Below are 24,560 nucleotides of genomic sequence, written 5' to 3'. Positions count from 1 at the left end.
GTCCTCCACCCTACGACGCCGGACCGCCCCGGGCGCGGGGGATCCCGTGCGCGGGCCGAAGGACTGACGCTCGTCACCCGGGACAAGAACATCCCGCTCCACGACGTACCGGTGCTGTCCGTCGGAGACGGGCGGCCGTACGGCCCCGGTGCGCCGCTCGCACCGGGGCCGTACGCCGTGTCCCTCGGCCGGTCGCTCGCGGTCAGTCGCTCGCGATCGCGTTCAGGACGTTCATGCGGCCCGCGCGGAAGGCGGGGACGAGGGCGGCGAAGAGGCCGACGAAGGCGGAGCCGGCGAAGACGGTGAGGATCGTCGGCCAGGGGATCTCCAGGACGCCCAGGCCCTCCAGGGCGAGGAGCCGCTGGGCGGCGGTGCCCCAGCCCATGCCGAGGACGAGGCCGAGGAACGCGCCGAAGAGGGCGATGACGACGGACTCCAGGCGGATCATGCGGCGGAGCTGGCGCCGGGAGAGGCCGATGGCGCGCATGAGGCCGATCTCGCGGGTGCGCTCGACCACCGACAGGGCCAGCGTGTTCACGACGCCGAGGACCGCGACGACGATCGCCAGCGCCAGCAGGCCGTAGACGATGTTCAGGAGCTGCCCGACCTGGTCCTTGAGGTCTTCCTTGTAGTCGGCCTGGTTGGACACCTGGTACTGCGGGTACGGCGCGAGCGCCGTCTTCAGGGCCTCGTACGCGGCCTCCTCCTGCCCGTCCTCCGCGCTCGCGAGGAGCAGCGCGCTGGCCGGGAGCCGGTCGGCCGGCAGGTGGGCGCGGGCGGTGGTGACGTTCGTGTACATCGCGCCGTTGTCGACGTTCCCGGTGTCCGCGGTGATCGCGGCGACCTTCAGCTTCGCCGTCGACCCGTGGTCGAAGGCGACCGTCAGGACGTCGCCGACCTCCACCCCGTGCTCGGTGGCGTAGTCGCTGCCCACGGACATGGCGCCCGGGGCGTACGCGCCGGCCAGGTCGCCGGAGGTGACCTCGCGCCGGAGGTCGCCGGGGTAGCTCGGCTCGGTGGCCGCCAGCCACTCCTTCGACTCGGTGCCGCGCGGGTCGGTGATCCGCACGTCGACCGGCCGGTACTCGGTGACGTGGTCGAGGCCCGCGGTCCTCTCCACCGCGGCCTGCGCCTGCGGCACGATCGGCGCGCCCGTCCGGTTCTGCACGATGTAGTCGGCGCCGACGGACCGGTCCAGCTCGTCGGTGGCGGAGGCCACCATGGAGGAGCCGACGACGGAGAGGCAGGCGACGAGCGCGAGCCCGATCATGAGGGCGGCGCCGGTGGCGCCGGTGCGGCGCGGGTTGCGCAGCGCGTTCCGTTCGGCCATCCGGCCGACGGGCCCGAAGACCCGCAGGACGACCGCGCCGAGGACCCGGACGACCACGCCCGCGAGGAGCGGGCCGACGACGACGAAGCCGAGCAGCGACAGGACGACGCCGGCGCCGAGCCACAGCGAGCCCGTGCCCGCCTTCCCGGCCTGGGCCGCGGCCCACAGCGCGCCGCCGCCGGCGAGCACGAGCAGCAGGCCGATCGCGCCGCGGACCCGTCCGGCCCGGCCGTCCGCGGGGGTGCCGGCGTCGCGGAGGGCGGCCATCGGCGAGATCCGGGCCGCCCGCCGGGCGGGCACGTAGGCGGAGAGGACGGTGACGAGGACGCCGAGGGCGAGGCCGACGACGGGCGTCGTCCAGGCGACGGTGAGGTCCCGGGTGGACAGCTCCATGCCCAGGGAGGACATCAGCTCCATCAGGCCGACCGCGAGGCCCACACCGGCGGCGACGCCGGCGACCGACCCGATCAGGCCGAGGAGGAGGGCCTCCAGGAGGACGGACCGGTTGATCTGCTTCCTGGTGGAACCGATGGCCCGCAGGAGGCCGATCTCGCGGGTGCGCTGGGCGACCAGCATGGAGAAGGTGTTGACGATGAGGAAGACGCCGACGAGGAAGGCGATCCCGGCGAAGCCGAGCATGGCGTACTTCATGACGTCGAGGAATCCGGCCAGGTCCTCGCTGCCCTCGTCGGCGACCTCGGCGGCGGTCTGGACCCGGAAGCCGTCGCCGAGCGCGGCGGCGACGTCCGCCTTCAGCGCGGTGTGGGCGACGCCCGGCTCCGCGTCCACCACGACCTGCGTGAACAGCCCTTCCCTGCCGAGCAGTCGGCGCTGGGCGGTGGCGGTGTCGAAGTAGACGACGGTGGCGCCCGGGTTGGTGACCTTGAAGTCGACGATGCCGGACACCTTCGCGGTGAAGTCGCCGGCGGCGGAGATCGTCCGCAGCTCGGAGCCGAGCTCCAGGCCGTGCTTGTCGGCGGTGCCCCGGTCGACGACGACGTCGGTGGGCCCGCGCGGCTCGTGTCCCTCGGTGAGCTCGACGGAGCGCAGCTCGTACGGGTTCCAGTCGACGGCGATCGTCGGGGCGCCGCTGGTCGGCCCCACGTTCTCGTTCGCCGCGTTCACGACGGTGACGCCGAGGGAGGTGACGGAGCCCCGCGCCTCGGCGACGCCCTCCGCCTTCCGCACCTTCTCCACGACGGAGGCGGGGAGGGACTCGGGGCGGCCGGTGTCCGGCGTCTCGTCGGACGGGTCGCCCGCGGCCGGGGAGACGGTGACGTCGGCGGCGGTGACGGCGAAGAGCTTGTCGAAGGTCGTGTTCATGGTGTCGGTGAAGACCAGGGTCCCGGACACGAACGCGACGGACAGGAGCACGGCGACGGCGGAGAGCGCCATGCGCCCCTTGTGGGCGAGGAGGTTGCGCAGCGAGGTTCTGAGGACGGTCACGACGTCCGCCCCCGCGCGTCGAAGTCGGAGGTCTGGGGGCGTCCCCCGGAAAAGAGGAGCATCCGGTCGAGGACGGCGTCGGCGGTGGGCCGCTCCATCTCGTCGACGATCCGCCCGTCCGCCAGGTACAGCACCCGGTCCGCGTAGGACGCGGCGACCGGGTCGTGGGTGACCATGACGATCGTCTGCCCCAGCTCGTCCACCGACTGCCGCAGGAAGCCGAGGACTTCGGCGCCGGCCCGCGAGTCGAGGTTGCCGGTCGGCTCGTCCCCGAAGATGATCTCCGGCCGGGCGGCGAGCGCCCGCGCGACGGCGACGCGCTGCTGCTGCCCGCCGGACAGCTCGTTCGGCCGGTGCTTCAGCCGCCCGGCGAGCCCGACCGTGTCGACGACCCGGTCCAGCCACTCCCGGTCGGGCCTGCGGCCCGCGATGTCCATGGGCAGCGTGATGTTCTCCAGCGCGCTCAGCGTCGGCAGCAGGTTGAACGCCTGGAAGACGAAGCCGATCCGGTCCCGGCGCAGCTGGGTGAGCTTCTTGTCCTTGAGGCCGGTGATCTCGGTCTCGTCGAGGAAGATCTGGCCGCCGGTGACGGTGTCGAGGCCGGCGAGGCAGTGCATCAGCGTCGACTTGCCGGACCCCGAGGGGCCCATGATCGCGGTGAACCGCCCGCGGGCGATGTCCACGTCGACGTGGTCCAGCGCGACGACCCGGGTCTCCCCCGAGCCATAGGCCTTGACGACCTGCCGCGCCCGAGCGGCGACGGCCGTACGCCCTCCAGTACCCCCGTGCCTGGGGATGGTCACAGCCGAAGTCACGGTTCTCTCCTGAGCGGTAGACGGTGTGCGGGAACGAGCGGTGTGCGGAACGAGCGGTGTGCGGGAACGAGCTATGCGCCGAACAAGCCGCGTGTAAGAACAAGCTAAGAACCGTCCCCCGCCCTTCTCGTCCTCCGCCGGAACGACCGGCCCCTGGATCACATGGGGGAGCACCCCCTAGGGGTTCCTCCACCCGTGGTGCCGGTGAGACCCTGTCCGCGCACATTTAGGTGTACGAAGAAAGAGAGGGGCGGGCAGGGTGAAGGACGGCGGAGAGGGCGGCGGGAAGCACGGAGACAAGACCCCGAGCGGTACGGCTCCGAGCGCGAGGGCCCAGGAGGGCGCGAAGGTCACGGCGGGCGCGGCCCCACCCGCGCAGGCGCCGTCCGGACAGGTCCCACCCGCGCAGGCGCCGCACGAGCAGACACCGCCCGCCCAGGTCCCGCCCGCGCAGGTCCCACCCGAACAGGCGCCGCCCGCGAATCCCCGCCGGGCCGCCGTCGTCGCCGCGCTCATGCTCTGCATGGCGCTCGCCGCCCTCGACGGCACGATCGTCGCGACCGCCGTCCCCCAGATCGTCGGCGACCTCGGCGGCCTCTCCGTCTTCTCCTGGCTCTTCTCCGGCTACCTGCTCGCGGCGACCGTCGCCCTCCCCGTCTACGGCAAGCTCAGCGACACCTACGGCCGCAAGCCGGTCCTCGTCGCCGGCACGATCGTCTTCCTCGTCGGCTCGCTCCTCTGCGCCGCCGCCTGGAACATGGCCGCCCTCATCGCCTTCCGCGTCGTCCAGGGCCTCGGCGGCGGCGCCCTCCAGGGCACCGTGCAGACCCTCGCCGCCGACCTGTACCCGCTGAAGGAACGCCCCAGGATCCAGGCGAAGCTCTCCTCCGTGTGGGCCACCGCCTCCATCGCGGGCCCCGCCCTCGGCGGCCTCTTCGCCGGGTACGCGGACTGGCGCTGGATCTTCCTCGTGAACCTCCCGGTCGGCGCCGTCGCCCTCTGGCTGATCGCCCGCCACCTGAAGGAACCCGCACGCCCGCCCCGTACGACCCCGGTCCGCATCGACTGGCCGGGCGCCCTCGGCGTCTTCGCGACCGGCGCCCTGCTGCTGACCGCCCTCGTCCAGGGCGGCGTCGCCTGGCCGTGGCTCTCCGCGCCCTCCCTCGCCCTGCTGGGCGGCGCCGCCCTCCTCGCGGGCCTCACCGTCGTCGTGGAGCGGCGCGCGGCGGAACCGATCATCCCGGGCTGGGTCTGGCGCCGCCGCACGATCGCCGCCGTCAACCTCTCCCTCGGCGCGCTCGGCCTCCTGATGGTCGCCCCGACCGTCTTCCTCCCGACCTACGCCCAGTCGGTCCTCGGCCTCGGCCCGATCGCCGCCGGCTTCGTCCTCTCCGCGTGGACGCTCAGCTGGCCCATCTCGGCCGCCCTCTCCAACCGCGTCTACACCCGCATCGGCTTCCGCATGACCGCCGTCATCGGCATCACCGGCGCCCTCGCCCTCCTCCTCGCCTTCCCCTTCCTCCCCTACCCCGGCGAACCCTGGCAGCCCGCCCTCCTGATGCTCGCGCTCGGCGCCTGCCTGGGCTTCTTCCAGCTCCCGCTGATGGTCGGCGTGCAGTCCACCGTCCCCTACGAGGAGCGCGGCACCACCACCGCGTCCGTCCTCTTCTGCCGCCAGGTCGGCCAGAGCGTCGGCGCGGCGGCGTTCGGCGCCGTCGCCAACACCGTCCTCGCCGCCCGCCTCGGAGGCGGCGACCTCGACGCCGTCGCCCGCGCCCTGGAGGCCCCCGCCGCCCTCACCGCCGAAGCGGCGGACCACCTCCGGCGGGCGGTCGACGCGGCCGTCGACCACGTCTACTTCGGCGCCGCCGCAGCCGCCGCCCTCGCCCTCCTCGCCCTCCTCACCCTGGCCCCCCGCCGCTTCCCCGTACTGAAGGAGGCGTCCGGCGAGGACGAGTGAACGCGAAAGCCCGGCACCGTCCTGGACGGACGGCGCCGGGCTCCCCTACGACCTGCTACTCCGCCGAGGCGCCCTCGACGAACGCCGCCCAGGAGGCGGGGGAAACGGCGAGCTGGGGACCGTGCGGGACCTTGGAGTCACGGACGTGGATGAGGGTGGGGTGCGCGGCGACCTCGACGCACTCGCCACCTTCACCGCCGCTGTAGCTGGACTTGCGCCAGTCGTAGGCGACCTCGATGCACTCGCCGCCCGAGCCGCCGCTGTAGCTGCTCTTGAACCAGGCCAGATCTGCGGTACTCATAGCTCTCCCAGCAGTTGCTTCAGGTGCTCCAGGGACTCTGGTGGCGTGAGTGCCTGTGCGCGCATGATTCCATACCGCTCGGCGTAGGTGCGTGCCTCTTCGAGCTCGGTGAACAGACGGGCGGTTCCGTAGCCTTCGGCGTACGCGACCTCCCGCTTCCCTTTTAGGGTCAGGAGGGTGAACTGACCTTCCAGGGCCGGATGTTCGGTCCGTTCGTTCGGCATGATCTGGAGGTGGACGTTCCTGAGGGCGGCCACTTCAGCGATGCGCCGAATCTGCTCCCGGAAAGCGTCCCGACCACCCATGGGGCGGTGGAAAACGCTCTCCTCGATGACGAAGCTGATCGTCGGCGCCGGCCGCTTCTCGAAGAGGACCTGTCGAGCGAGTCGGTCAGCGAGCCGCTTCTCGATCTCCTCCTCGTCGTAAAGCGGGCGGTGATGCCGAAAGACCGCATCCGCGTACGCATGCGTCTGGAGAATGCCGGGAACGACCTGCGGAGCGTAGTAGTGCAACGCCACCGCAGCCGCCTCCGCCGCAGCGAAGCTCCGGAACCAGTCCGGATGCCGCACCCGCGCCCGCGACAGTGCCTGCTCCGTGTCCTCCACGGCCGCCACCAGCACGCCCTTGGCCTTCAGCACCTCGTCCGCCCGCATCAGGAAATCCGGCTGCGGAACCCGGACGCCCCTCTCCACCGCGGAAATCAGGTCCTCGCTGCAATGCGTCTCCGCAGCGAGCTGCGCCTGACTCAACCCGGCGTTCATTCGCAGCACCTTGAGCATCTTGCCCAGGGCCTTGAACAAATACGTCGTACCGTCCACCTCGGCCGGCTTCTCCGGCCGCTCCCCTTGCTGCTTCCCCGACATTCGCACCACCCTTTTGGCGCACCCGTACCATCGCTCAGCGCTGTCGCGTCACTGCTGGTCAGCGTAGGACCGGGCGCCGCCCCCGGTACCGGGAAGCGGGAAATCACCACCCCCACAAGTGAACGCGCGCCGGGGCACGCGCCCCGGCCGGTCCCCGCGCTCCGGGCGCGCGCCCGACCCGCCACGAGGGTGGGCGGAATACCCCCGCCCGGCGGCGAGTTGCCCCGGCATGCGACACGATCCGGAACCGCGAGGCGGAATCCACCCCCTGCTCGCGGGCCGGTTCAGCCCGCACCGCTTCGATCCGGCGGGGGCCGTGGACGACGGAAAGCTCAACCTGCTCCTCGAGGCGGCCCGTTGGGCGCCCTCGGCGGGGAACTCGCAGCCGTGGGGGTTCCACGTGAGCCGGCCGGGGGAGGCGGAGCACGCGCGGGTGCTGCCGCACCTGGCGCCGAGTTCGGCGCGGTGGGCGGCGGGGGCGGGGCTGCTGGTGGTCGCGCTGACCCGGCGGCACGTGGGGGACGGCGACCTCCAGTACTCGGAGTTCGCGGACTACGACCTGGGGCAGGCGATCGCCCACATGACCGTGCAGGCACAGGCGCTGGGCCTGGCCGCGCACCAGTTCCGGGCCTTCGACCTGGAGGGGCTGGCCGAGGAGCTGGACCCGGCGCCCGGGTGGGCGATCGTCTCCATGGTGGCCGTGGGGAGGGCCGCCGAGGAGGCCCCCGCCGTCCGCCCCCGCCGCAGCGTCGCCGACCTGCTGGCGGCGCCGTGGACGGAGGCGGAGTAGCGCGGGCCCCGGCGGGTCAGAAGCGCTCGGTCCCTCCCGGCGCCAGCCCGGTCCGCCGGGGCGCCTCGAACGGCGCCCGCCAGTCCCCCGTACCGGCGTAGAAGGACTCGGCGAAGCCGTCGGAGACGAGGAGGTCCTGACGGGAGTCGCCGTTCGCGTCGCCGATGCCGACGAACTGGCGGAAGGCCCCCCAGCCGCCGCCGATCCGCACGCGCTGCGCGAAGGTGCCGTCGCCCTTGCCGAGGTACAGCCACAGCACGCCGTACCGGTCGCGGGCGACGAGGTCGCCGGCCTTCGCGCCGCCGAGGTCGCCGGTGGCGGCGAGGTCGTTGTAGACGCCCCAGCCGCCGCCGACCCGCTTGCGCGCCTTGAACGGCGTCGTGGCGTTCCCGGTGGCCGCGTAGAGCCAGAGGGCGCCCGTCCGGTCGGCGGCGACCACGTCCGCCCGGCCGTCGCCGGTCAGGTCGGAGCCGCCGGTGATCCGGTCGTACGTGTTCCACCCGCCGCCGACCCGCACGCGCGGGCGCAGCGGCTGCCGCACGTCGCCCGTGCCCTGGTACAGCCACAGCACCCCGTCGCGGTCCCGGGCGACGGCGTCGGCGACCGGGGAGCCCGCGACGTCGCCGACCGACTCCAGGCGGTCGTACGCGCTCCACCCGCCGCCGAAGTCCACCTCCTGGAAGGCGGCGGGCGTCCGGGTGTCCGGGTCGACGACGAGGTCCACGACGTGCGCGCGCCCACCGGTCCGCGTCAGCAGCTCGGGCGCGCCGTTGCCGTCGAAGTCGTGCAGCCCGGGGGTGCGGCGGACGGTGAACGTCCCGGAGGCGGCGACCGGCGCGCCCAGGCCGCTGAGCTGCGTCGCCTCGAACTTCCAGGCGTACCGGCCGGCCTCGGCGGGGCGGCCCGGCGTGCCGAAGTCCTCGCCGTTCCACGTGAAACCGACCGCGTCCGTCCCCATCGGCCCCAGGTTCCGGAACACGACCGGCTCCTCGGCGCGGGGGCCGTCCAGGCGGGTGATCGTGACGCGCGAGGTCCCGATCCGCCCGGCCACCTTCCACCGGAAGGCCGCCGCCCGCGTCCGGTCCAGGTCGATCGTGGCGGGCACCTCGGCGCCCCCGTACACGAGGACGGTGGGCTCGCCCGTGGGCGCGACGGGCTCCGCGACGGGCAGCCCCTCCGCGTCCAGGGTGAGCCGGTACAGCCCCTCGCCGTGCTCGACCGAGCCGCCCCGCGCCATCAGGGAGCCGTCCGGCCCCGGCACGAGCCAGCCCATCGTGTCGAGGACCCGCACGGGCGTCCCGGTGCCGTCCGCGCGCTCCGCCATCAGCGGGCCGCCGTCGCCGGACGTCTCCGGCCGGGTGGTCCCGCCGTGCACCAGCCAGCCGCCGAGCAGGGCGTAGGGGTGATAGGCCGGGACTCCGGTCTTCCGGACCGGCCCCGTCCCGCCGGTCCCCCGGGCGGCCACGGCCACGTGGGACGGGTCCGTCTCGTCGGGCCACGCGACGTGCGAGGCCGAGACGGAGACCGGCGCGCTGTTGTAGGGGTCGCGGCGGGGGAAGTGGTCGGTGACCGCGCCCGAGGCGACGTCCAGGACGCTCCGCGTGTACCGGCGGGCGTCCACCGGTCCGGCGGAGACGACGAGGGCGGCGGTGCCGGCGGTGGTCTCGGTGACCCGGAAGGCGGCGAAGTCGGCGGGCAGCCCCGTGACGGGGCGCTCCTCCGGGCCGTTCGCGCCCGGCGTCACCAGCCGCGCCTCCACGGTCCCGTCCTCCCCGACCACGTTGACGACGAGCGTGCCGCCCACGGCCCCCCGGTAGACGTACCGCTCGCCGTCCTCCGCCAGCGCGTCGAGGTCCACGACGTACGGCGCCGCCCCCGAGGCCAGGTCGCGGACGGTGAACACCCGCGCCTCCGTCAGCGAGGTCGGGTGCTTCCCCGTCACGACGACGTCCGAGGCACCGAGGTCGCACCGGTCGCCGTTCGGGTCGTCGCGCACCACCTGCGAGGCGCCCGTCGCGTAGGAGGTCCAGCTCACCGTGTGCCCGGACCTGGTGAAGAAGCCCTTCTCCCCGCCCCCGAGGAGCTCCACGTACCCCTTCGGGTACGTCACCGCCGTTTCCTGGCCGTCCTGGGCCGCGAGCGGCGCGGCCGGTGCGGCGAACGCCGGGACGGTGCCGCCCGCGGCGGCGAGGGCGACGGTGATGGCGGCGGCGGCGATTCTGCGACTGCGCGGACGTGCGTGGGTCATGTGTGCGGGTTCCCCTCCCCTGATGAAGACCGAGAGGCTACCGCTTCCCGCCGCTCACGCGCGGTGGGGTTTCCGGGGCGAGACGCAGAAGGGGTGGCCCGCCGGGTCCAGCAGCACCCGCCACAGGCCGGGGCGGGGCTGGACGGCGGGGACGGCGGCGCCGAGGGCACGCAGCCGGGCCTCCGCCGCGTCCAGGTCGTCCACCTCGAAGTCGAGGTGGAGCTGGGCCGGGACCTCGTCCTCCGGCCAGGTCGGAGGGCGGTGTCCGGCGACCCGCTGGAAGCCGATGAGCAGGCCGTCCTCCGCCACCAGGCCCGCGAAGTCCTCGCCCGACCGCCCGTGCAGCGGCAGCCCGGTGGCCTCCGCGTAGAAGGCGGCGAGGGCGAGCGGGTCGGGGCAGTCGAGGTTCACGGCGGTCAGTCGCAGGCGCATGGCCGCGAGACTAGGAGGCGGAGCCCTCCTCCGGCTCCCGGTTTTCCGCCGCCCCGGGCCCGGCCGGCCCGTCGGACGCGGGAGAGCCGCCCGCCGGTTCCTCGTCAGGTCCCGACCCCGGCTCCGACCCAGACTCCGACTCCGGCTCCGGCTCCGCCGCCGTCACCGGGCGGCCCGTCAGCGCGGCCAGCGAGTTGCGGATGTGCTCCATGTGCGAGTGGATCTCGTCGCGCGCCTCGTCGTGCTCGCGCAGGACCCGCTCCGTCGCCCGCTCGGTCCGCTCCGCCGCGAGCCGGGCCTCCGCCAGGATCTCCGCCGCCCTCGCGTCGGCGTCCTCCTGGCCGTGCCGGGCCTCCTCCTCGGTGCGGGCGAGGGCGCGGCGGGCCTCCTCCAGGCGGGCCTCGGCCGCGGCGACCTCCTCCGCGTGCCCGGCTTCGAACGCGGCCACGGCGGCCTGCTCCGCACGGTCCGCCTCGGTCCGGGCGGACCGGTGCTCCTCCTCCTGCCGGGCGACGAGCTCCGCGGCGCGGTGCCCGGTCTCCTCATACGCCTCCCGGGCCGCCGTCCTGGCGCCTTCGGCGTCCCGGCGGGCGATGGTGGCGAGCTCCTCCGCCCGCTCCCGGGCGGCCTCCAGCGTCGCACGGGCCTGCGCCTCGGCCGCGGACCGCAGCCCCTCCGCGTAGGCGTCGGCGGCCTCCCGGGCCTCGCGGGCCGCGGCGTCCGCCGCCTCCGCGACCGCCTGGGCCTCCGCCTCGGCCGCCCGCACCAGCCGCTCGTCCTCCTGCTCCGCCAGCCTCAGGATCTGCTGCGCGGCCTCGCCCAGCTCCTCGTACCGCTGCGGCTTCAGCGCGGCGACGGCCTCCCGCAGCGCGGCCAGCTCCGCTTCCATCTCCTTGGCGAGGACGGTGAGCCGCGCGGCCCGCTCCCACGCCTCGTCGCGGTCCTCCGACAGCGCGGCGAGGTAGCGGTCGACCTGCTCCGGGCGGTACCCCCGACCCCGTCCGACGGCAAAACTCATCCCTGGCGCCCCTTCCTCCGGTCCCCTCCAGGATGCGCCATCAGAACGGACAAAAGGCGCCCGACGTGGTCACCCACCGAGCGCCCTTCGTCACATTCCGCCTAACTAAGCGTCAGACCGGAAGCGGAGCGGAGATCAGAGCAGACCGTCCCACATCTGCTCCAGGAGCACCGACCACCAGTTGTCCGGCGAGGACAGGGCGGCCGGGTCCAGCATCGCCAACTGCGCCTGGAAGTCCACCGTCCAGCGACCCGCCTGCTCCGGCGTCAGCCCGAACCGCAGCCGCCACATCCGGCCCAGCAGCGCCATCGACCGCGTGAACTCCGGCAGCCCCGTGTTCACGAACTGCGGCGGCACCGGCGCCCCGCCCGGACCGGCCTCCACCGGCACCGCCACGATGTGCGCGGTCCCGTACTGGACACAGATCGCCCGCCCGAAGTCCGACCCCAGCACCAGGTACGAGCTCGCGTCCGACGCCGCCTGCACCTGCCGCTGCGCCGCCAGCTCCGCCAGCGTCGGCACCACCGGCATCGCCGGCTGCGCCCAGAAGAACGGCCCGAAGTCCGCCGGGAGCCCCGCCCACATCAGCGTGACCGCCACCGCCTCCGGCACGCCCTGCCGCGACACCGCCCGCTGGTCGAAACGCAGGATGCCGGGACCGAACGCCCCCGCCAGCTCCTGCGCCACGCCCTCCGGCGGCACCGGAGGCGCCGGCTGCACCTGCGGCAGCGGGGCCCGCACCGGCGCGGGCCGCGCCGGACCGTCCGCCACCTGATGCAACTCGCCCTGATGCGTGAGCAGTTGGCGCATGCCCTGCTGGCGGCCCAGGTGATCGCGGCCGTACGGAGCGATGCTCGTGATCCGCGCCTGCGGCCACGTCTCGCGGATCATCCGCGCGCAGTAACCGCCCGGCAGCTCGCACGACTCCAGCTCCGTGTGCAGCTCCAGCACCTGCTGCGGCGGCACACCGAGCCCGCGCAGCTCGTGCAGGATCTGCCACTCCGGATGCGGCGTGCCCGGCGCCGAACGCCGGATGATCTGCTGCTCCGAACCGTCCGGCGCCCGGTACCGCAGCACCGCCTGATAGCCCGGACCGACCGTCGGCACCCCGGCCGGCGGCTGCGGCGGATACCCGTACGCGGGCGCCGGAGCCGGAGCCGGAGGCGGTACGGGACCCGGCGCCGGACGCGGCGGCCGAGGAGCCTGCGGCGCCTGCGGAGCCGGAGCGGGCCCCGGCGGCGGCAGCGGCGCACCGGGACCGCCCGGACCCGGCTGCGCCAGCATCGTCGGCGCGTGCTCGATCCCGTGCGCCGGCGTCCCCGGACCACCCGGGACGCCCGGCGGCGGCGGAGGAGGCGGAGGCGGCGTGCCCGGCCCGCCGCCCGGACCCACCGGACCCGGATGCGCCAGCATCGTCGCCGCGTGGTGCACCGGCTGCGGAGGCGTCACCGGCCCCGGCGGCGCCGGAGGCACGACCCCCGGCGGAGGCGTCTGCGGCGTCAGCTGCGTCGGCACGTAAGCGGCCCCGGCACCCCCGGAAGCACCCGCACCACCGCCCGACGTCCCGCCCGGCACCCCCGGCGGGGGCGGCGGAGGCGGAGCGACCGGCCCGCGCGCCTTCGGCGGACGCGTCGCCTTGCTCGTCGCCGCGTCCGCGATGTCCCCCGCACCCGAAGGCGCGGCCGGCGGAACCGCCGGAGGAACCGCCGGAGGCGGCGTGGCACCCTGCGGCGCGGGCGCCGCCGGATCCAGCCGCGGCGCCACCGCCGTCTTCGGCAGCGCGCTCCCGCCCTGCATCAACGCCGTCGGCGCGTCCGCACCCACCACCGGCGGCGGCGCGTCCTCGTCGTCGGCACCCGACAACGGCGGCGCGAAGACCGTCGCCGGCAGCGGCACGCCCTCCACCCCGCCGGAACTCGCGTTCGCGTCCACCCACGGACCGGCCTGCGCGGCCGGAGCCGCCGGCACCCCGTCCATCGCCGTCGGCTCGTACTCCCCCTCGGAAGAGGAAGAAGAGGAAGAAGAAGAGGAAGAGGACTCGGAAGAAGAAGAGGGAACGGGCTGCACGGGAAGCGGCAGCGGCACCGCGGGCGTCTCCGAACCGTCCGAGGGCTCCGCCCCCGCCGACGACACCGACACCGAACCCGACCCCGCACCGACCACCGCACCCGGCAGGTCCTGCACGTCCTGCGTGTCCTGCACGTCCGGCGCGTCCTGCGGCTCCCCCGCCTCCTGCGAGGCGTTCGGCCGCTGCGGCAGACCGATCTTGTCCGCCGCGTCCTGCAACCACTCCGGCGGACTCAGCAGGAACGACGTCTGGTTCAGGTCGATCCGCGCCGGAGGCGCCGCCGGAACCGACTCCGCGGCCTCCTCCGAGGCCCCGTACTCCTCCTCGTACCGCCGGATCACCTCGCCCACCGGCAACCCCGGCCACAACGTGGCCTCACCCGAATCCCGCGCGATCACCAACCGCTGCCGGCCCAGGTCCACCGTCGGACCGCCCTCACGGGCCTCCGCCCACACCACGAAACCCAGCCCGAACTCCCGGACCCGCACCTCCTGGTGCTGATACGGCGGCAGATCGCCGTTGATCCACTCCTCGGCGCGCTCCTGCGCCTGCGCGAACGTCACCACAGCCGGCTCACCCTCCCACCGGGGCCACGGGGACGGCACGCGCGAAGCCACCGTCCACCATCAGATTCGCGACCGTCTCCAGCTCCGGCGGATTGCCCGCCAGCCGCGACAGGAACGCGTCGAAATCCGCACCGCACGGCAGCAGCAGACGCTCCGCCCGCTCCTCCACCGACCAGCGCGCCGCCTCCTCACCGGAATCCCGCGCGTCGTCGTACGCACAGAACCACACCGAACCGGCCCCGGCGCCCCGCACCTTCACCGCCACCAGACCACCCTGCACGAACGCCACCCCCAGGTAGTCCTTCGTCAGGTGGTCCCGCAGACACTTGTTGACGTAGACGAGGTCGTTGACCCCCGCCTCCTCGCGCACCGTGAAGAACGGCTGGTCCACCAGCACGCCCAGCTCCGCGTCGAGCGCCGCACCCACCGGCGCACACCCGCCCGCCGCCTTCAGGAACGACCGGTACGCCCCCGGAAGCCGGTACCCCAGGTCCTCCTCGACGCCCTGCAACTGCTGCTCCGACACCGCCACCCGGCCCTTCGGCAACCCGAAGTGCACCGGACGCGTCTCCTGCAACGGCCGCGTGCCCCGCTTCCCGTGGTCCACCGCCGCCGTCGCCACCCCGCCGTGGTGCCGCAGCAACGCCTTCACCTCGACCGGCACCAGCTCCAGCCGGCGCGAACCCACCACGTGGTGCCACGTCCACCCGTGCGGCGTCGCCACCGCCGGAATCGTGTCCCACAACTCGTGGCCCGTCGCCGCCATCGCCGCGTTCGCCGACACGTAGTCCGTCAGCCGCAGCTCGTCGACACCGAAACCCTCCGGAGGCTCCGCGACCTCCGCCGCCGCACGCGCGTACGGCGAGAAGTCCGGATAGCCGCGCTCGTCCACCCGCACACCCCGCGGATGCCGCGAAGCACGCACCGGATCCGGGAAACGCACGACCTGCCCGGCATAAGCCGCGTTCGGTGGCGCGACGGCCTGCCCGAGCCGACCTGTCGTCATGGCGGTTGCCCCCTGCATGGCGTCACTGGCTGCTACTGCTTGCTACTGCATGTCCCTGCTCGCTCCGGCCGCCGCACGCCCCTGCGCACGGCCGCGCCCGACCGACCCCGCACAGCCTATGCGCTGCCACAAGACCACGAACCGGCCCGCGCCCCCACCACCCCACCCCGCACACCCACCGTCACCAACCGTCACGAACCCATGACAGGCCGACCACGGCTCCGACACACCGACGCGGCGAAACCCCCACCCAGCTTCCCCAGATGCCTCCCCATTTGGCAGGCTGTGCACCGCAACTCGGGGGATTGCAGGAGGGGAAGACCAGCACCATGTACGCCAGCACGACGCCCACGCAGGGTGACCCACGCCTCAACTGGAGCAGCGACACCGGCACCGGGCGCGCGCCCCTGCTGCTCCACCGCCGCGACGGCATCCTGCCCGCCGTCGGCGCCGCCCTCTCCGTCCGCGGCGAGACCCTCACCTGCACCGCGGGCCGCGGCGACACGCCCCCCGTGCTGCACCCCCTCGTCCAGGACTTCCTCGACACCCTCACCAGCGGCCAGCGGGAACGCTTCACCGGACGCTGTCCCGAAGCCATCCTCCTCTCCCGGCACCTCACCGCCACCGAGAACAACCGCTCCAAACGCGCCCAGCGCAAACCCCTCACCGCCGGAGAAGCCCGCCGCAGCCTCAAACAGGCCAAGATCACCGCACGGCGCATCCGCGAGGACGGCGACCCCCTCCACGGCAGCTACGCCGCCCCCTGCCGCTCCTGCACCGCCCTCCTCGACCACTTCGGCGTCCGCAGCGTCACCCCCACCGAGAACGGCTGACCCGCCCCATGTCCGACACCACGCGCTTCCCCGTCAACGTCGACGCCGCCCTCCGCGACGCCGGCTGGCAGCCCGGACGCTGGGACATCAAACTCGCCGAGGAATGGGCCGACACCCTCCGCGCCCACGTCTCCCCCGCAGGACACCGCCACAGCGTCTTCCCCGCCGTCGTCGAAGCCTGGGCCGAATTCGGCGGCCTCCACCTCACCGCCCCCGGCCACGGACGCCAGATAGCACCCGCCACCCTCCGCTTCGACCCCCTCGCCGGACTCCACCTCGCCCGCACCCTCGCCGACCTCGGCCGCGCCCTCGGCACCGAACTCGCCCCCCTCGGCGAAGAGGGCGACCACCAGGCCGTCCTCGCCATGGACGCCGAAGGCCGCGTCTACAGCCTCGACCACACCGGCGACTGGTACCTCGGCCACGACATCGACACCGCCCTCGCCACCCTCGTCACCGGCACCCGCCCCACCCGCCTCACCGCGGGCTGAACCGGCCCCGGCGACCGGACCGGCACCCGCGACCGAACCGGCCCCGGCGCGGCCGAACCAGCCCCGGCGACCGGACCGGCCCCGTCACGACTCCCGTACGGGAATCACCGCCGACACCTTGAAACCGCCCGCGTCCGTCGGACCCGACACGAACACCCCGCCCAGCCGGGACACCCGCTCCTTCATCCCCACCAGACCGTTCCCCCCGCTCGGCAGACCCGCGTCCGCCGCACCCGCGTCCGAGGGACCGTTCTCCACCTGCATCGCCACCTCGCCGCCCCGGTGCGCCAGCCGCACCACGACCGCCGCCCCCCGGCGCGTGCTTGTGCACGTTCGTCAGCGCCTCCTGCACCACCCGGTACGCCGTCCGCTCCACCTCCGGCGGATACGCCCCCGGCTCCCCCGCCTCCCCCAGCACCACCAGCTCCACCGCGGCCCCCGCAAGCCGCGACTCCTCGCACAAACCCTCCACCGCGTCCAGCCCCGGCCCCGCCGCGGCCTCCGCCGCCGCCGCGGCGGCCCGACCCACCGCCGCCAGCGGCACCGCCTCCAAAGCCGCCGGAACCGCCGGAACCGCCTCCTCCCGCAGCACCCCCAGCATCTCCCGCAGCTCCGTCAACGCCTGGCGCCCCATGTCACCCACCAGCGCCGCGTTCCGCACCGCCTTCTGCGGGTCCTTCAACGCCACCGCCTGCAACGCCGCCGCGTGCACCACCATCAACGACACCCGGTGCGCCACCACGTCGTGCATCTCCCGCGCGATCCGCCGCCGCTCCTCCTGCCGCGCCCACTGCGCCCGCTGCTCCGCCCGGTCCGCCAGCAGCGACAGCTCCTGCTCCAGCGAGTCCGCCCGCTCCCGCAGGCTCTCCATCAGCCGCCGCCGCGCCCCTATGTAGAGCCCGAACAGCACCGGAGGCGCGTTCAGCCCCAGCGTCATGAACAGCGCCATCACCGGCACGTACCAGGTGCTCGGATCGAAGTCGTCGGCCTGCGCGGCGATGTCCCGCCGCATCTCCACGGCCGTCACCACGAACACGGCGACCGTCGCCATCCCCGCCAGCACCGCCGTGTACCGCCGCGGCACCTCGGAGGCGGCCAGCGTGTACAGCCCGACGACCCCCATCAGGAAACCCATCTCGGCCGGCGCCACCGCGATCGACACCAGCACCACGGTGATCGGCCACCGCCGCCGCACCAGCAGCACGGACCCCACCAGGAACCCCAGCAGCGCCCCCAGCGCCTCCGGCCCCCCGGCCCTCCCCGCGAACGACACCCCCTCGGCGGCACACTCCACCGCCGACACCAGCGCCAGCCCCCCGTCGAGCACGACGCTCCGCCGCCGCCCCCACCACCACGTACGCGCGCCCGGCGCGTCCCGATCTGCCCCCGTTGCGGTCATGCCCCCACCCTACGGGCGCCCCCCGACGAAATCCGAAGGACGTCAACCTCTCGCACACCAGTCCCTCGAACTATTGAATCGCCACGATTTCGACCCCACGCGTCCGCATTCCGGACGACGCTCATCACATGACCGCAGAAATGAACAGGTACGCGGACTTCGAGAACCTGCGCGCCCAGGCGGTGGCCCTGCGCCGCGAGGGCCTCAGCCTCCGCCAGATCCGCGACCGCCTGAAGATCTTCAACAACGACCTCCTCCAGCGCCTGGTCAAGGGCGAACCTCCGCCCGAGTGGACGAAGCGCCCCAACGCGAAGGACGACCTCCGGAACCGCGCCCGCCAGCTCCGCCTCCAGGGCATGACGTATGACCAGATCCAGGTCGAACTGGGCTGCTCGAAGAGCTCGATCTCCCTGTGGGTACGGGACCTGCCGAAGCCGGAGCGGCGTTATACCCCGGAGGAGCAGCGTGCGCTGATGCGCGAAGGGCTCGCGCAGCAGCGCCGCGCCCGTCGCAACGAGTACGAGGCCGCCCGACAGGCCGCTGAGGCCGAGATCGGAGCCATGAGTGAGCAAGAGCTCCTGATCGCCGGCGTCGCGCTCTACTGGGCCGAGGGTGCGAAAAGCAAGGCGTACTCCCGCCGGGAACGCGTCATCTTCGTCAACAGCGACCCCCACGTGATCCTGGTCTTTCTCGCTTGGCTTCGGCTTGTCGGCGTGGCCGAGGAACGGATCAGTTTTCGCCTGATGATCCACGAGTCCGCCGACGTGCACGGCGTCGAGCAGTACTGGGCGGGCCTCGTCGGAGTGAACATCGGCCAGCTCAAGCCCACGACCCTCAAGCGGCACAATCCGCTGACCACTCGGAAGAACACCGGGGAGGGCTACCGAGGGTGCCTCGTCGTGGACGTGGCCAAGAGCGCCGAGCTCTACCACCGGATCGAAGGGTGGTGGAACGGAATCGTGGCCCGCTCGATCAACCGTCTCCGGTAAGGTCTGAGGCGCTATCCCCCGTGGTGTAACTGGCAGCACACCAAGTTTTGGTCTTGGCAGGACAGGGTTCGAATCCTTGCGGGGGAGCCACAGCGCACACGTCCTCTGTTCGGGCCCCGACCTCCCAGGTCAGGGCCCTTCTTCATGGCCGCCCCCTGACCCCCCGGTATCCTTCGTGCGTCCACCACCCAAAGCCGAAGGGCATATCCGTGAGCGCCAACCGCCCGGCAGCCGTCGTCGTCCTCGCAGCGGGTGAGGGCACCCGCATGAAGTCCAAGACCCCCAAGGTGCTGCACGAGATCGCCGGACGGTCGCTCGTGGGGCACGTGGTGTCCGCCGCGCGCGAGCTGGAGCCCGAGCACCTCGTGGTGGTCGTGGGCCACGCCCGGGAGCGGGTGCGCGGGCACCTGGAGGAGGTGTACCCGGGGACCCGTACGGCCGTGCAGGAGGAGCAGAACGGCACCGGGCACGCGGTGCGGATGGCCCTGGAGGAGCTGGGGGCCGCGCCCGAGGGGACCGTCGTGGTCGTCTGCGGCGACACCCCGCTGCTGTCCGGCGCGACGCTGAGGGCGCTCGCGGAGACGCACTCCGGCGACGGCAACGCCGTGACCGTGCTGACCGCCGAGGTGCCGGACGCGACCGGGTACGGGCGGATCGTGCGGAACCCGGGGAGCGGGGCCGTGACGGCGATCGTCGAGCACAAGGACGCCTCGCCGGGCCAGCTCGACATCCGGGAGATCAACTCCGGGGTGTTCGCCTTCGACGGCGCGCTGCTCTCGCAGGCGATCAAGCAGCTGCGGACGGACAACAGCCAGGGCGAGGAGTACCTCACCGACGTGCTGTCGATCCTGCGCGAGGCGGGTCACCGCGTCGGCGCCTCCGTGGCTGCCGACCACCGCGAGATCCTGGGGATCAACAACCGGGTGCAGCTCGCCGAGGCCCGCGCCCTGCTGAACCAGCGGCTCCTCGAGGCCGCGATGACGGCCGGCGTGACCGTGGTCGACCCGGCGTCGACGCTGGTGGACGTGACGGTGACCTTCGAGCAGGACGCGGTGATCCACCCGGGCACGCAGCTGCTGGGGGCGACGCACATCGGCGAGGACGCCGAGGTGGGGCCGAACACGCGGCTGACGGACACCGTCGTGGGCCGGGGCGCGCGGGTGGACAACACCGTGGCGGTCTCCGCCGAGATCGGCGAGGGCGCCTCCGTGGGGCCGTACGCCTACCTCCGTCCGGGCGCGCGGCTCGGCGTGAAGGCGAAGGTCGGCACGTACGTCGAGGTGAAGAACTCGACGCTGGGCGAGGGCACGAAGGTCCCCCATCTGTCGTACGTGGGTGACGCGACGATCGGCGAGTACTCGAACATCGGCGCGGCGAGCGTGTTCGTGAACTACGACGGCGTGGCGAAGCACCACACCACGATCGGGTCCCACTGCCGGACCGGTTCGGACAACATGTTTGTGGCTCCTGTCACGATCGGGGACGGGGTCTACACCGCCGCCGGGTCCGTGATCACGAAGGACGTGCCGGCGGGTGCGCTGGCCGTGGCCCGGGGCCAGCAGCGGAATATCGAGGGTTGGGTCGCCCGGAAGCGGCCCGGCAGCGCGGCGGCGCAGGCCGCCGAGGCGGCCTCGGAGGGGTCGGCCGGCGAAAGCTGACCGGAAACGGGTACGTCAATGGAGGCGTACCGTGATACGTGCACACAAATTCGGCTGGTTCGCACACGCGCCCGGGAGTTCCGGGTGGGCGGGTCTTGCGGCCAGAGAACACGTCTGAGGAGACAGTGCTGTGACCGGGATCAAGACGACCGGCGAGAAGAAGCTGATGCTCTTCTCCGGCCGCGCCCACCCCGAGCTGGCCGAGGAGGTCGCGCACCAGCTGGGTGTCGGTCTCGTTCCGACCAAGGCGTTCGACTTCGCCAACGGTGAGATCTACGTCCGCTTCCAGGAGTCGGCGCGCGGTGCGGACTGCTTCCTGATCCAGAGCCACACGGCTCCGATCAACAAGTGGATCATGGAGCAGCTGATCATGATCGATGCTCTGAAGCGGGCTTCGGCCCGGAGCATCACCGTGATCGTGCCGTCGTACGGCTACGCCCGTCAGGACAAGAAGCACCGCGGCCGCGAGCCGATCTCGGCCCGTCTGGTGGCGGACCTGATGAAGACGGCCGGTGCGGACCGCATCCTGACGGTGGACCTGCACACGGACCAGATCCAGGGCTTCTTCGACGGCCCGGTGGACCACCTGTCGGCGCTGCCGGTGCTGGCGGACTACGTGGGCGGCAAGGTCGACCGCGAGAAGCTGACGATCGTCTCCCCGGACGCCGGCCGCGTGCGCGTGGCCGACCGCTGGTGCGACCGTCTGGACGCGCCGCTGGCGATCGTGCACAAGCGCCGTGACAAGGACGTCGCCAACCAGGTGACGGTGCACGAGGTCGTCGGTGACGTGAAGGGCCGCGTCTGCGTGCTGGTGGACGACATGGTCGACACCGGCGGCACGATCTGCGCCGCGGCGGACGCGCTGTTCGCGCACGGTGCGGAGGACGTCATCGTGACGGCGACGCACGGCATCCTGTCGGGTCCGGCGGCCGACCGCCTGAAGAACTCGAAGGTGAGCGAGTTCGTGTTCACGGACACGCTGCCGGTGCCGGGTTCCCTGGAGCTGGACAAGATCACGGTGCTGTCGATCGCGCCGACGATCGCGCGTGCGGTGCGCGAGGTCTTCGAGGACGGTTCGGTGACGAGCCTCTTCGAGGAGCACTGAGCCGTCGGACCGCCCGGTCTTTCGTGGTGAGGGCCGTCTTCCCCGTCCGGGGGAGGCGGCCCTCCCGCGTGTGACGGGGTGATCCATTTGGGCGGCCGGAGGGGGGCGGGTAGACTGCCGGGGTTGCTCGGCGAGGGAGGCCGGTACCCGTTCTCGGGTCGGCGCTCCGTTATCGACGCGCTCTTCGTAGCAGGCCATCGCCAGTCGGCGGCCGGGTGACAGTCACAGACGTCACCACCACTTACGAGGAGTGCACATGTCCGAGGTGAAGCTCGCCGCCGCCGTCCGCACCGAGTTCGGCAAGGGCGCCGCCCGCAAGATCCGCCGTTCCGGCAACGTCCCCGCCGTCGTCTACGGTCACGGCTCGGACCCGATCCACCTGACGCTGCCGACGCACCAGACCACGCTGGCGCTGCGCACCCCGAACGTCCTGCTGTCCCTGGACATCGAGGGCAAGGGCTCCGAGCTGGCCATCCCGAAGGCCGCCCAGCGCGACCCGCTGAAGGGTGACCTGGAGCACGTCGACCTCCTCCTCGTGAAGCGCGGCGAGAAGGTCACCGTCGAGATCGTCGTCGAGACCGAGGGCGACCTGGCCCCGGGCGCCTTCCTGGTCGAGAACGTGCTGAACACGCTCTCCGTCGAGGCCGAGGCCACCCACCTCCCGGAGTCCGTCACGGTCTCCATCGAGGGCCTGTCCGCCGGTGACTCGATCCACGCCAAGGACGTCGCGCTGCCGAAGGGCGCCGCCCTGGTGACGGACCCCGAGGCCGTCGTCATCCAGATCCTGGCCGCGCAGGCCGAGGAGCCGGCCGCCGACGCCGCCGAGGGTGACGAGGCCGCCGAGGCCTGAGCCGTAGGCTCTTGTCCGACGTGACGGGGTGACGGACCGCGCTGCGGTCCGTCACCCCGTTTCTCTGTGTCTGGTGAATGGGGAGAGTGCGATGACCGACGACGCGAACGCGCCCTGGCTGATCGTCGGCCTCGGCAATCCGGGGCCGGAGTACGCGGGCAACCGCCACAACATCGGCTTCATGGTGGTGGACCTGCTGGCGGAGCGGATCGGCGGGAAGTTCAAGCGGGCGCAGAAGGCGCAGGCGCAGGTGGTGGAGGGCCGGATCGGTCCGGTGGGTCCGGCGAACCGGCGGGTGGTGCTGGCGAAGCCCATGTCGTACATGAACCTGTCCGGCGGGCCGGTGACGGCGCTGCGGGACTTCTACAAGGTGCCGACCGCGCACGTGCTGGCGGTCCACGACGAGCTGGACATCGACTACGCGACGCTGCGGCTGAAGCTGGGCGGCGGGGACAACGGGCACAACGGCCTGAAGTCGATGACGAAGGCGATGGGTCCCGACTACCACCGGGTGCGGTGCGGGATCGGGCGTCCGCCGGGCCGGATGCAGGTGGCGGACTTCGTGCTGAAGGACTTCTCCTCGACGGAGCGCAAGGAGCTGGACTGGTTCGTGGACCGGTCGGCGGACGCGGTGGAGTGTCTGGTGACGGAGGGCCTGGAGCGGGCGCAGTCGGCGTACAACTCCTGAGCGGGTGTGCGCGGGGGGCGTGCGGTTCCCGGGCGGTGGTCCCGGGGCCGTACGACTGTACGATCGCGGGTCATGACGCACGTCCGGAACGCCGCCATGGTCCTCGTCGCCGTCCTGCTCGTCGTGGCGGGGGTGTGGGCGTCGTGGGGTTCGGCGCAGCACGTCCTGCTGGCGAAGGGGCGTGAGCACGGGACGCTGGCGGTGTCGCGCTGTACGGAGGAGCGGTGCGTGGGGCGGTACCGGGGGGACGGGCCGCCGCGTGAGCTGGGGATCGAGCGGTCGGTGGCGGCGGGGCCGGGTGTGGTGATCCCGGTGGTGGTGAAGCCGGGGACGGCCGAGGGCGTGCGGACGGGGTGGGGCGGCGGGCTGCACGCGTGGCTGCCGCTCGGCGGGGCTCTGGTGCTGGCGGCGCCGCTGGTGGCGGGCGGTCTGCGGCTGCGGCGGACGGCGTGGGGGATGGCGGGTGCGGGCGTGGCCCTGTGGGTGGCGGCGTTCTTCACTCTGTGACGGGTCCGTCCCCGCTCCGTGACGGACCCGAAGGTATGGCCGGATTCAACCAGTTCCTGGCGGGATCGTTATGCGCCTCTGGGTTAAGCGTGGCTTAAAGGGACGGATAGGCTGCGTCCGCCACCTCCCACGGCATTCCCTCATCCCGACAGATGGACGACTGCACATGCGACGCTCCCTCATACCCGCCGCCACGCTCGTCGCGGCCCTGGCGGGCTCTCTGGCCCTGGCGCCGACCGCCTCCGCGACCGGTGGCGACAACGAGATCACGCTGAACCAGAAGCTGCCGCTCACGGCCGCCGACGCCAAGCCGGGCGAGTGCCCCGACAGCATCCCCGCGAACCAGGACGGCTGGCACTTCGTCCTCCCCGGCAACAAGGGCGAGTTCGTCAAGCTGGAGGTCACCTTCGAGCCCGGTGGCACGCAGGTCATCGAGGACTTCAGCACCTTCGGCAACCCGAAGGGCAAGCACGCGTACGTGGCTTCCCCGGCCGGCGCCACGCTGACCGCGGCCTCGGCCACGATCAAGGGCACCACGCCGCAGGACGAGTTCCAGCTCTCCCACACCTGCGCCGCCGAGGGCGAGGAGACCACCGGGGGCAACGCCACCGGTGAGACCACCGGTGAGACGACCGGCGAGACCACCGGTGAGACCACTGGCGAGACCACTGGCGAGACGACCGGTGAGACGACCGGTGAGACGACCGGCGAGACCACCGGCGAGACCACCGGCGAGACCACCGGCGAGACCACCGGCGAGACCACCGGCGAGACCACCGGCGAGACCACCGGCGAGACCACCACCGGTGAGACCACCGGCGAGACCGCCACGGGCGAGACCACCACGGGCGAGACCACCACCGGCGAGTCCACCGCCACGGGCGAGACGACCTCCACCGAGGGTTCGACCTCCACCGGTGGCACCGCCACGACCGGTGGTTCCACCACGGGTGGGGCGGCCACGACCGGTGGCGCGGACACGGGCTCGACCACGGGTTCCGCCACGGGCGGCACCGAGGAGGGCAACCTCGCGGAGACCGGTGCCGGCGCGCCGGTCGGCGTCCTGGCCGCCGCCGCCGCGGCGCTCGCCGCGGCCGGTGCGTTCCTGGTGATGCGCCGCCGCAAGGCCACGCAGAACTGACGCGCCCCGTCACACGGAAGTGCCCCCGCGGGAAGCCCGCGGGGGCACTTCTTTTC

General features: G+C 73.1%; 20 protein-coding genes, 1 tRNA gene and 1 pseudogene. 12 read left to right on the top strand and 10 right to left on the bottom strand.

From position 1 onward, the window contains the following. Positions 1-202: 202 nt before the first annotated feature. Together IE326_RS15370 and IE326_RS15365 are read right to left on the bottom strand one after the other, a co-directional pair. On the bottom strand, positions 203-2,776 hold the full coding sequence (locus tag IE326_RS15370) for an ABC transporter permease (RefSeq protein WP_190041779.1): 2,574 nt from the start codon (positions 2,774-2,776) through the stop codon (positions 203-205). Then, entirely contained in the window at positions 2,773-3,591 is an 819-nt protein-coding gene (locus IE326_RS15365) for an ABC transporter ATP-binding protein (RefSeq protein WP_229915344.1), read from the bottom strand. The genes IE326_RS15370 and IE326_RS15365 overlap by 4 nt, the downstream gene beginning before the upstream one ends. 259 nt (positions 3,592-3,850) lie before the next feature. On the opposite strand from IE326_RS15365, the gene IE326_RS15360 reads away from it, so the two are divergent. Further along, positions 3,851-5,551 carry an MFS transporter gene (locus IE326_RS15360; RefSeq protein WP_190041778.1) on the top strand — a complete coding sequence of 567 codons (1,701 nt, stop codon included), beginning with the start codon at positions 3,851-3,853 and terminating at the stop codon, positions 5,549-5,551. A 55-nt stretch (positions 5,552-5,606) separates the two neighbouring features. On the opposite strand, the gene IE326_RS15355 is transcribed toward IE326_RS15360, so the two are convergent. Continuing rightward, positions 5,607-5,852 carry a DUF397 domain-containing protein gene (locus IE326_RS15355; RefSeq protein WP_190041777.1) on the bottom strand — a complete coding sequence of 82 codons (246 nt, stop codon included), beginning with the start codon at positions 5,850-5,852 and terminating at the stop codon, positions 5,607-5,609. Then, on the bottom strand, positions 5,849-6,715 hold the full coding sequence (locus tag IE326_RS15350; protein ID WP_190041776.1) for a helix-turn-helix domain-containing protein: 867 nt from the start codon (positions 6,713-6,715) through the stop codon (positions 5,849-5,851). The genes IE326_RS15355 and IE326_RS15350 overlap by 4 nt, the downstream gene beginning before the upstream one ends. A 229-nt stretch (positions 6,716-6,944) precedes the next feature. On the opposite strand from IE326_RS15350, the gene IE326_RS15345 reads away from it, so the two are divergent. After that, a complete protein-coding gene (locus IE326_RS15345) occupies positions 6,945-7,505 on the top strand; it encodes a nitroreductase family protein (protein WP_150228601.1) in 561 nt (186 codons plus the stop codon). A gap of 16 nt (positions 7,506-7,521) precedes the next feature. Here IE326_RS15345 and IE326_RS15340 read toward each other — a convergent pair whose 3' ends face one another. From IE326_RS15340 to IE326_RS15320, 5 genes are all read right to left on the bottom strand, one after another. Continuing rightward, positions 7,522-9,753 (bottom strand): FG-GAP repeat domain-containing protein, encoded by a 2,232-nt coding sequence (locus IE326_RS15340; protein WP_190041775.1) that lies wholly within the window; start codon positions 9,751-9,753, stop codon positions 7,522-7,524. Positions 9,754-9,807: 54 nt separating this feature from the next. Further along, positions 9,808-10,185: a VOC family protein gene (locus tag IE326_RS15335; protein ID WP_190041774.1), complete on the bottom strand. Its 378-nt coding sequence runs from the start codon at positions 10,183-10,185 to the stop codon at positions 9,808-9,810. Positions 10,186-10,195: 10 nt separating this feature from the next. Further along, positions 10,196-11,203, bottom strand: coding sequence for a coiled-coil domain-containing protein (locus tag IE326_RS15330; RefSeq protein WP_229915343.1), 1,008 nt, complete (start codon positions 11,201-11,203; stop codon positions 10,196-10,198). A gap of 135 nt (positions 11,204-11,338) precedes the next feature. Beyond that, positions 11,339-13,837 (bottom strand): SUKH-4 family immunity protein, encoded by a 2,499-nt coding sequence (locus IE326_RS15325; protein WP_190041773.1) that lies wholly within the window; start codon positions 13,835-13,837, stop codon positions 11,339-11,341. A gap of 7 nt (positions 13,838-13,844) precedes the next feature. Beyond that, on the bottom strand, positions 13,845-14,843 hold the full coding sequence (locus tag IE326_RS15320; RefSeq protein ID WP_150228609.1) for an SMI1/KNR4 family protein: 999 nt from the start codon (positions 14,841-14,843) through the stop codon (positions 13,845-13,847). A 329-nt stretch (positions 14,844-15,172) separates the two neighbouring features. Here IE326_RS15320 and IE326_RS15315 point away from each other — a divergent pair, with 329 nt between their 5' ends. Together IE326_RS15315 and IE326_RS15310 are read left to right on the top strand one after the other, a co-directional pair. Continuing rightward, complete coding sequence (locus IE326_RS15315) at positions 15,173-15,676, top strand: YwqJ-related putative deaminase (protein ID WP_150228611.1); 504 nt, start codon at positions 15,173-15,175, stop codon at positions 15,674-15,676. A gap of 8 nt (positions 15,677-15,684) precedes the next feature. Next, the gene (locus IE326_RS15310; RefSeq protein WP_150228613.1) at positions 15,685-16,167 is read left to right on the top strand and encodes an SUKH-3 domain-containing protein; all 483 of its coding nucleotides are present in this window, start codon (positions 15,685-15,687) and stop codon (positions 16,165-16,167) included. An 84-nt stretch (positions 16,168-16,251) separates the two neighbouring features. On the opposite strand, the pseudogene IE326_RS41455 reads toward IE326_RS15310, so the two are convergent. Next, positions 16,252-17,566 (bottom strand): annotated as a pseudogene (locus tag IE326_RS41455) (sensor histidine kinase). A gap of 128 nt (positions 17,567-17,694) precedes the next feature. On the opposite strand from IE326_RS41455, the gene IE326_RS15300 reads away from it, so the two are divergent. From IE326_RS15300 to IE326_RS15265, 8 genes are all read left to right on the top strand, one after another. Continuing rightward, positions 17,695-18,555, top strand: coding sequence for a hypothetical protein (locus tag IE326_RS15300; protein ID WP_190041772.1), 861 nt, complete (start codon positions 17,695-17,697; stop codon positions 18,553-18,555). Positions 18,556-18,569: 14 nt separating this feature from the next. Then, positions 18,570-18,645: transfer RNA gene (locus IE326_RS15295), tRNA-Gln, on the top strand. 119 nt (positions 18,646-18,764) lie between these two features. Then, positions 18,765-20,213 (top strand): bifunctional UDP-N-acetylglucosamine diphosphorylase/glucosamine-1-phosphate N-acetyltransferase GlmU, encoded by a 1,449-nt coding sequence (gene glmU, locus IE326_RS15290; protein WP_190041771.1) that lies wholly within the window; start codon positions 18,765-18,767, stop codon positions 20,211-20,213. Between the two features lie 130 nt (positions 20,214-20,343). Continuing rightward, entirely contained in the window at positions 20,344-21,318 is a 975-nt protein-coding gene (locus tag IE326_RS15285) for a ribose-phosphate diphosphokinase (protein WP_150228619.1), read from the top strand. 256 nt (positions 21,319-21,574) lie between these two features. Continuing rightward, on the top strand, positions 21,575-22,168 hold the full coding sequence (locus IE326_RS15280; RefSeq protein WP_150228621.1) for a 50S ribosomal protein L25/general stress protein Ctc: 594 nt from the start codon (positions 21,575-21,577) through the stop codon (positions 22,166-22,168). A gap of 91 nt (positions 22,169-22,259) precedes the next feature. Further along, entirely contained in the window at positions 22,260-22,856 is a 597-nt protein-coding gene (gene pth, locus IE326_RS15275; RefSeq protein ID WP_150228623.1) for an aminoacyl-tRNA hydrolase, read from the top strand. Positions 22,857-22,928: 72 nt separating this feature from the next. After that, positions 22,929-23,363: a hypothetical protein gene (locus IE326_RS15270; protein ID WP_190041770.1), complete on the top strand. Its 435-nt coding sequence runs from the start codon at positions 22,929-22,931 to the stop codon at positions 23,361-23,363. A gap of 166 nt (positions 23,364-23,529) precedes the next feature. Further along, positions 23,530-24,504: an LAVTG motif-containing sortase-dependent surface protein gene (locus tag IE326_RS15265; RefSeq protein ID WP_190041769.1), complete on the top strand. Its 975-nt coding sequence runs from the start codon at positions 23,530-23,532 to the stop codon at positions 24,502-24,504. Positions 24,505-24,560 lie beyond the last annotated feature (56 nt).

Source organism: Streptomyces filamentosus (assembly GCF_014654895.1).
Taxonomy (GTDB): domain Bacteria; phylum Actinomycetota; class Actinomycetes; order Streptomycetales; family Streptomycetaceae; genus Streptomyces; species Streptomyces filamentosus.
The sequence above is the reverse complement of the archived record's forward strand: the minus strand, read 5'-3'. Positions and strand labels throughout refer to the sequence as shown.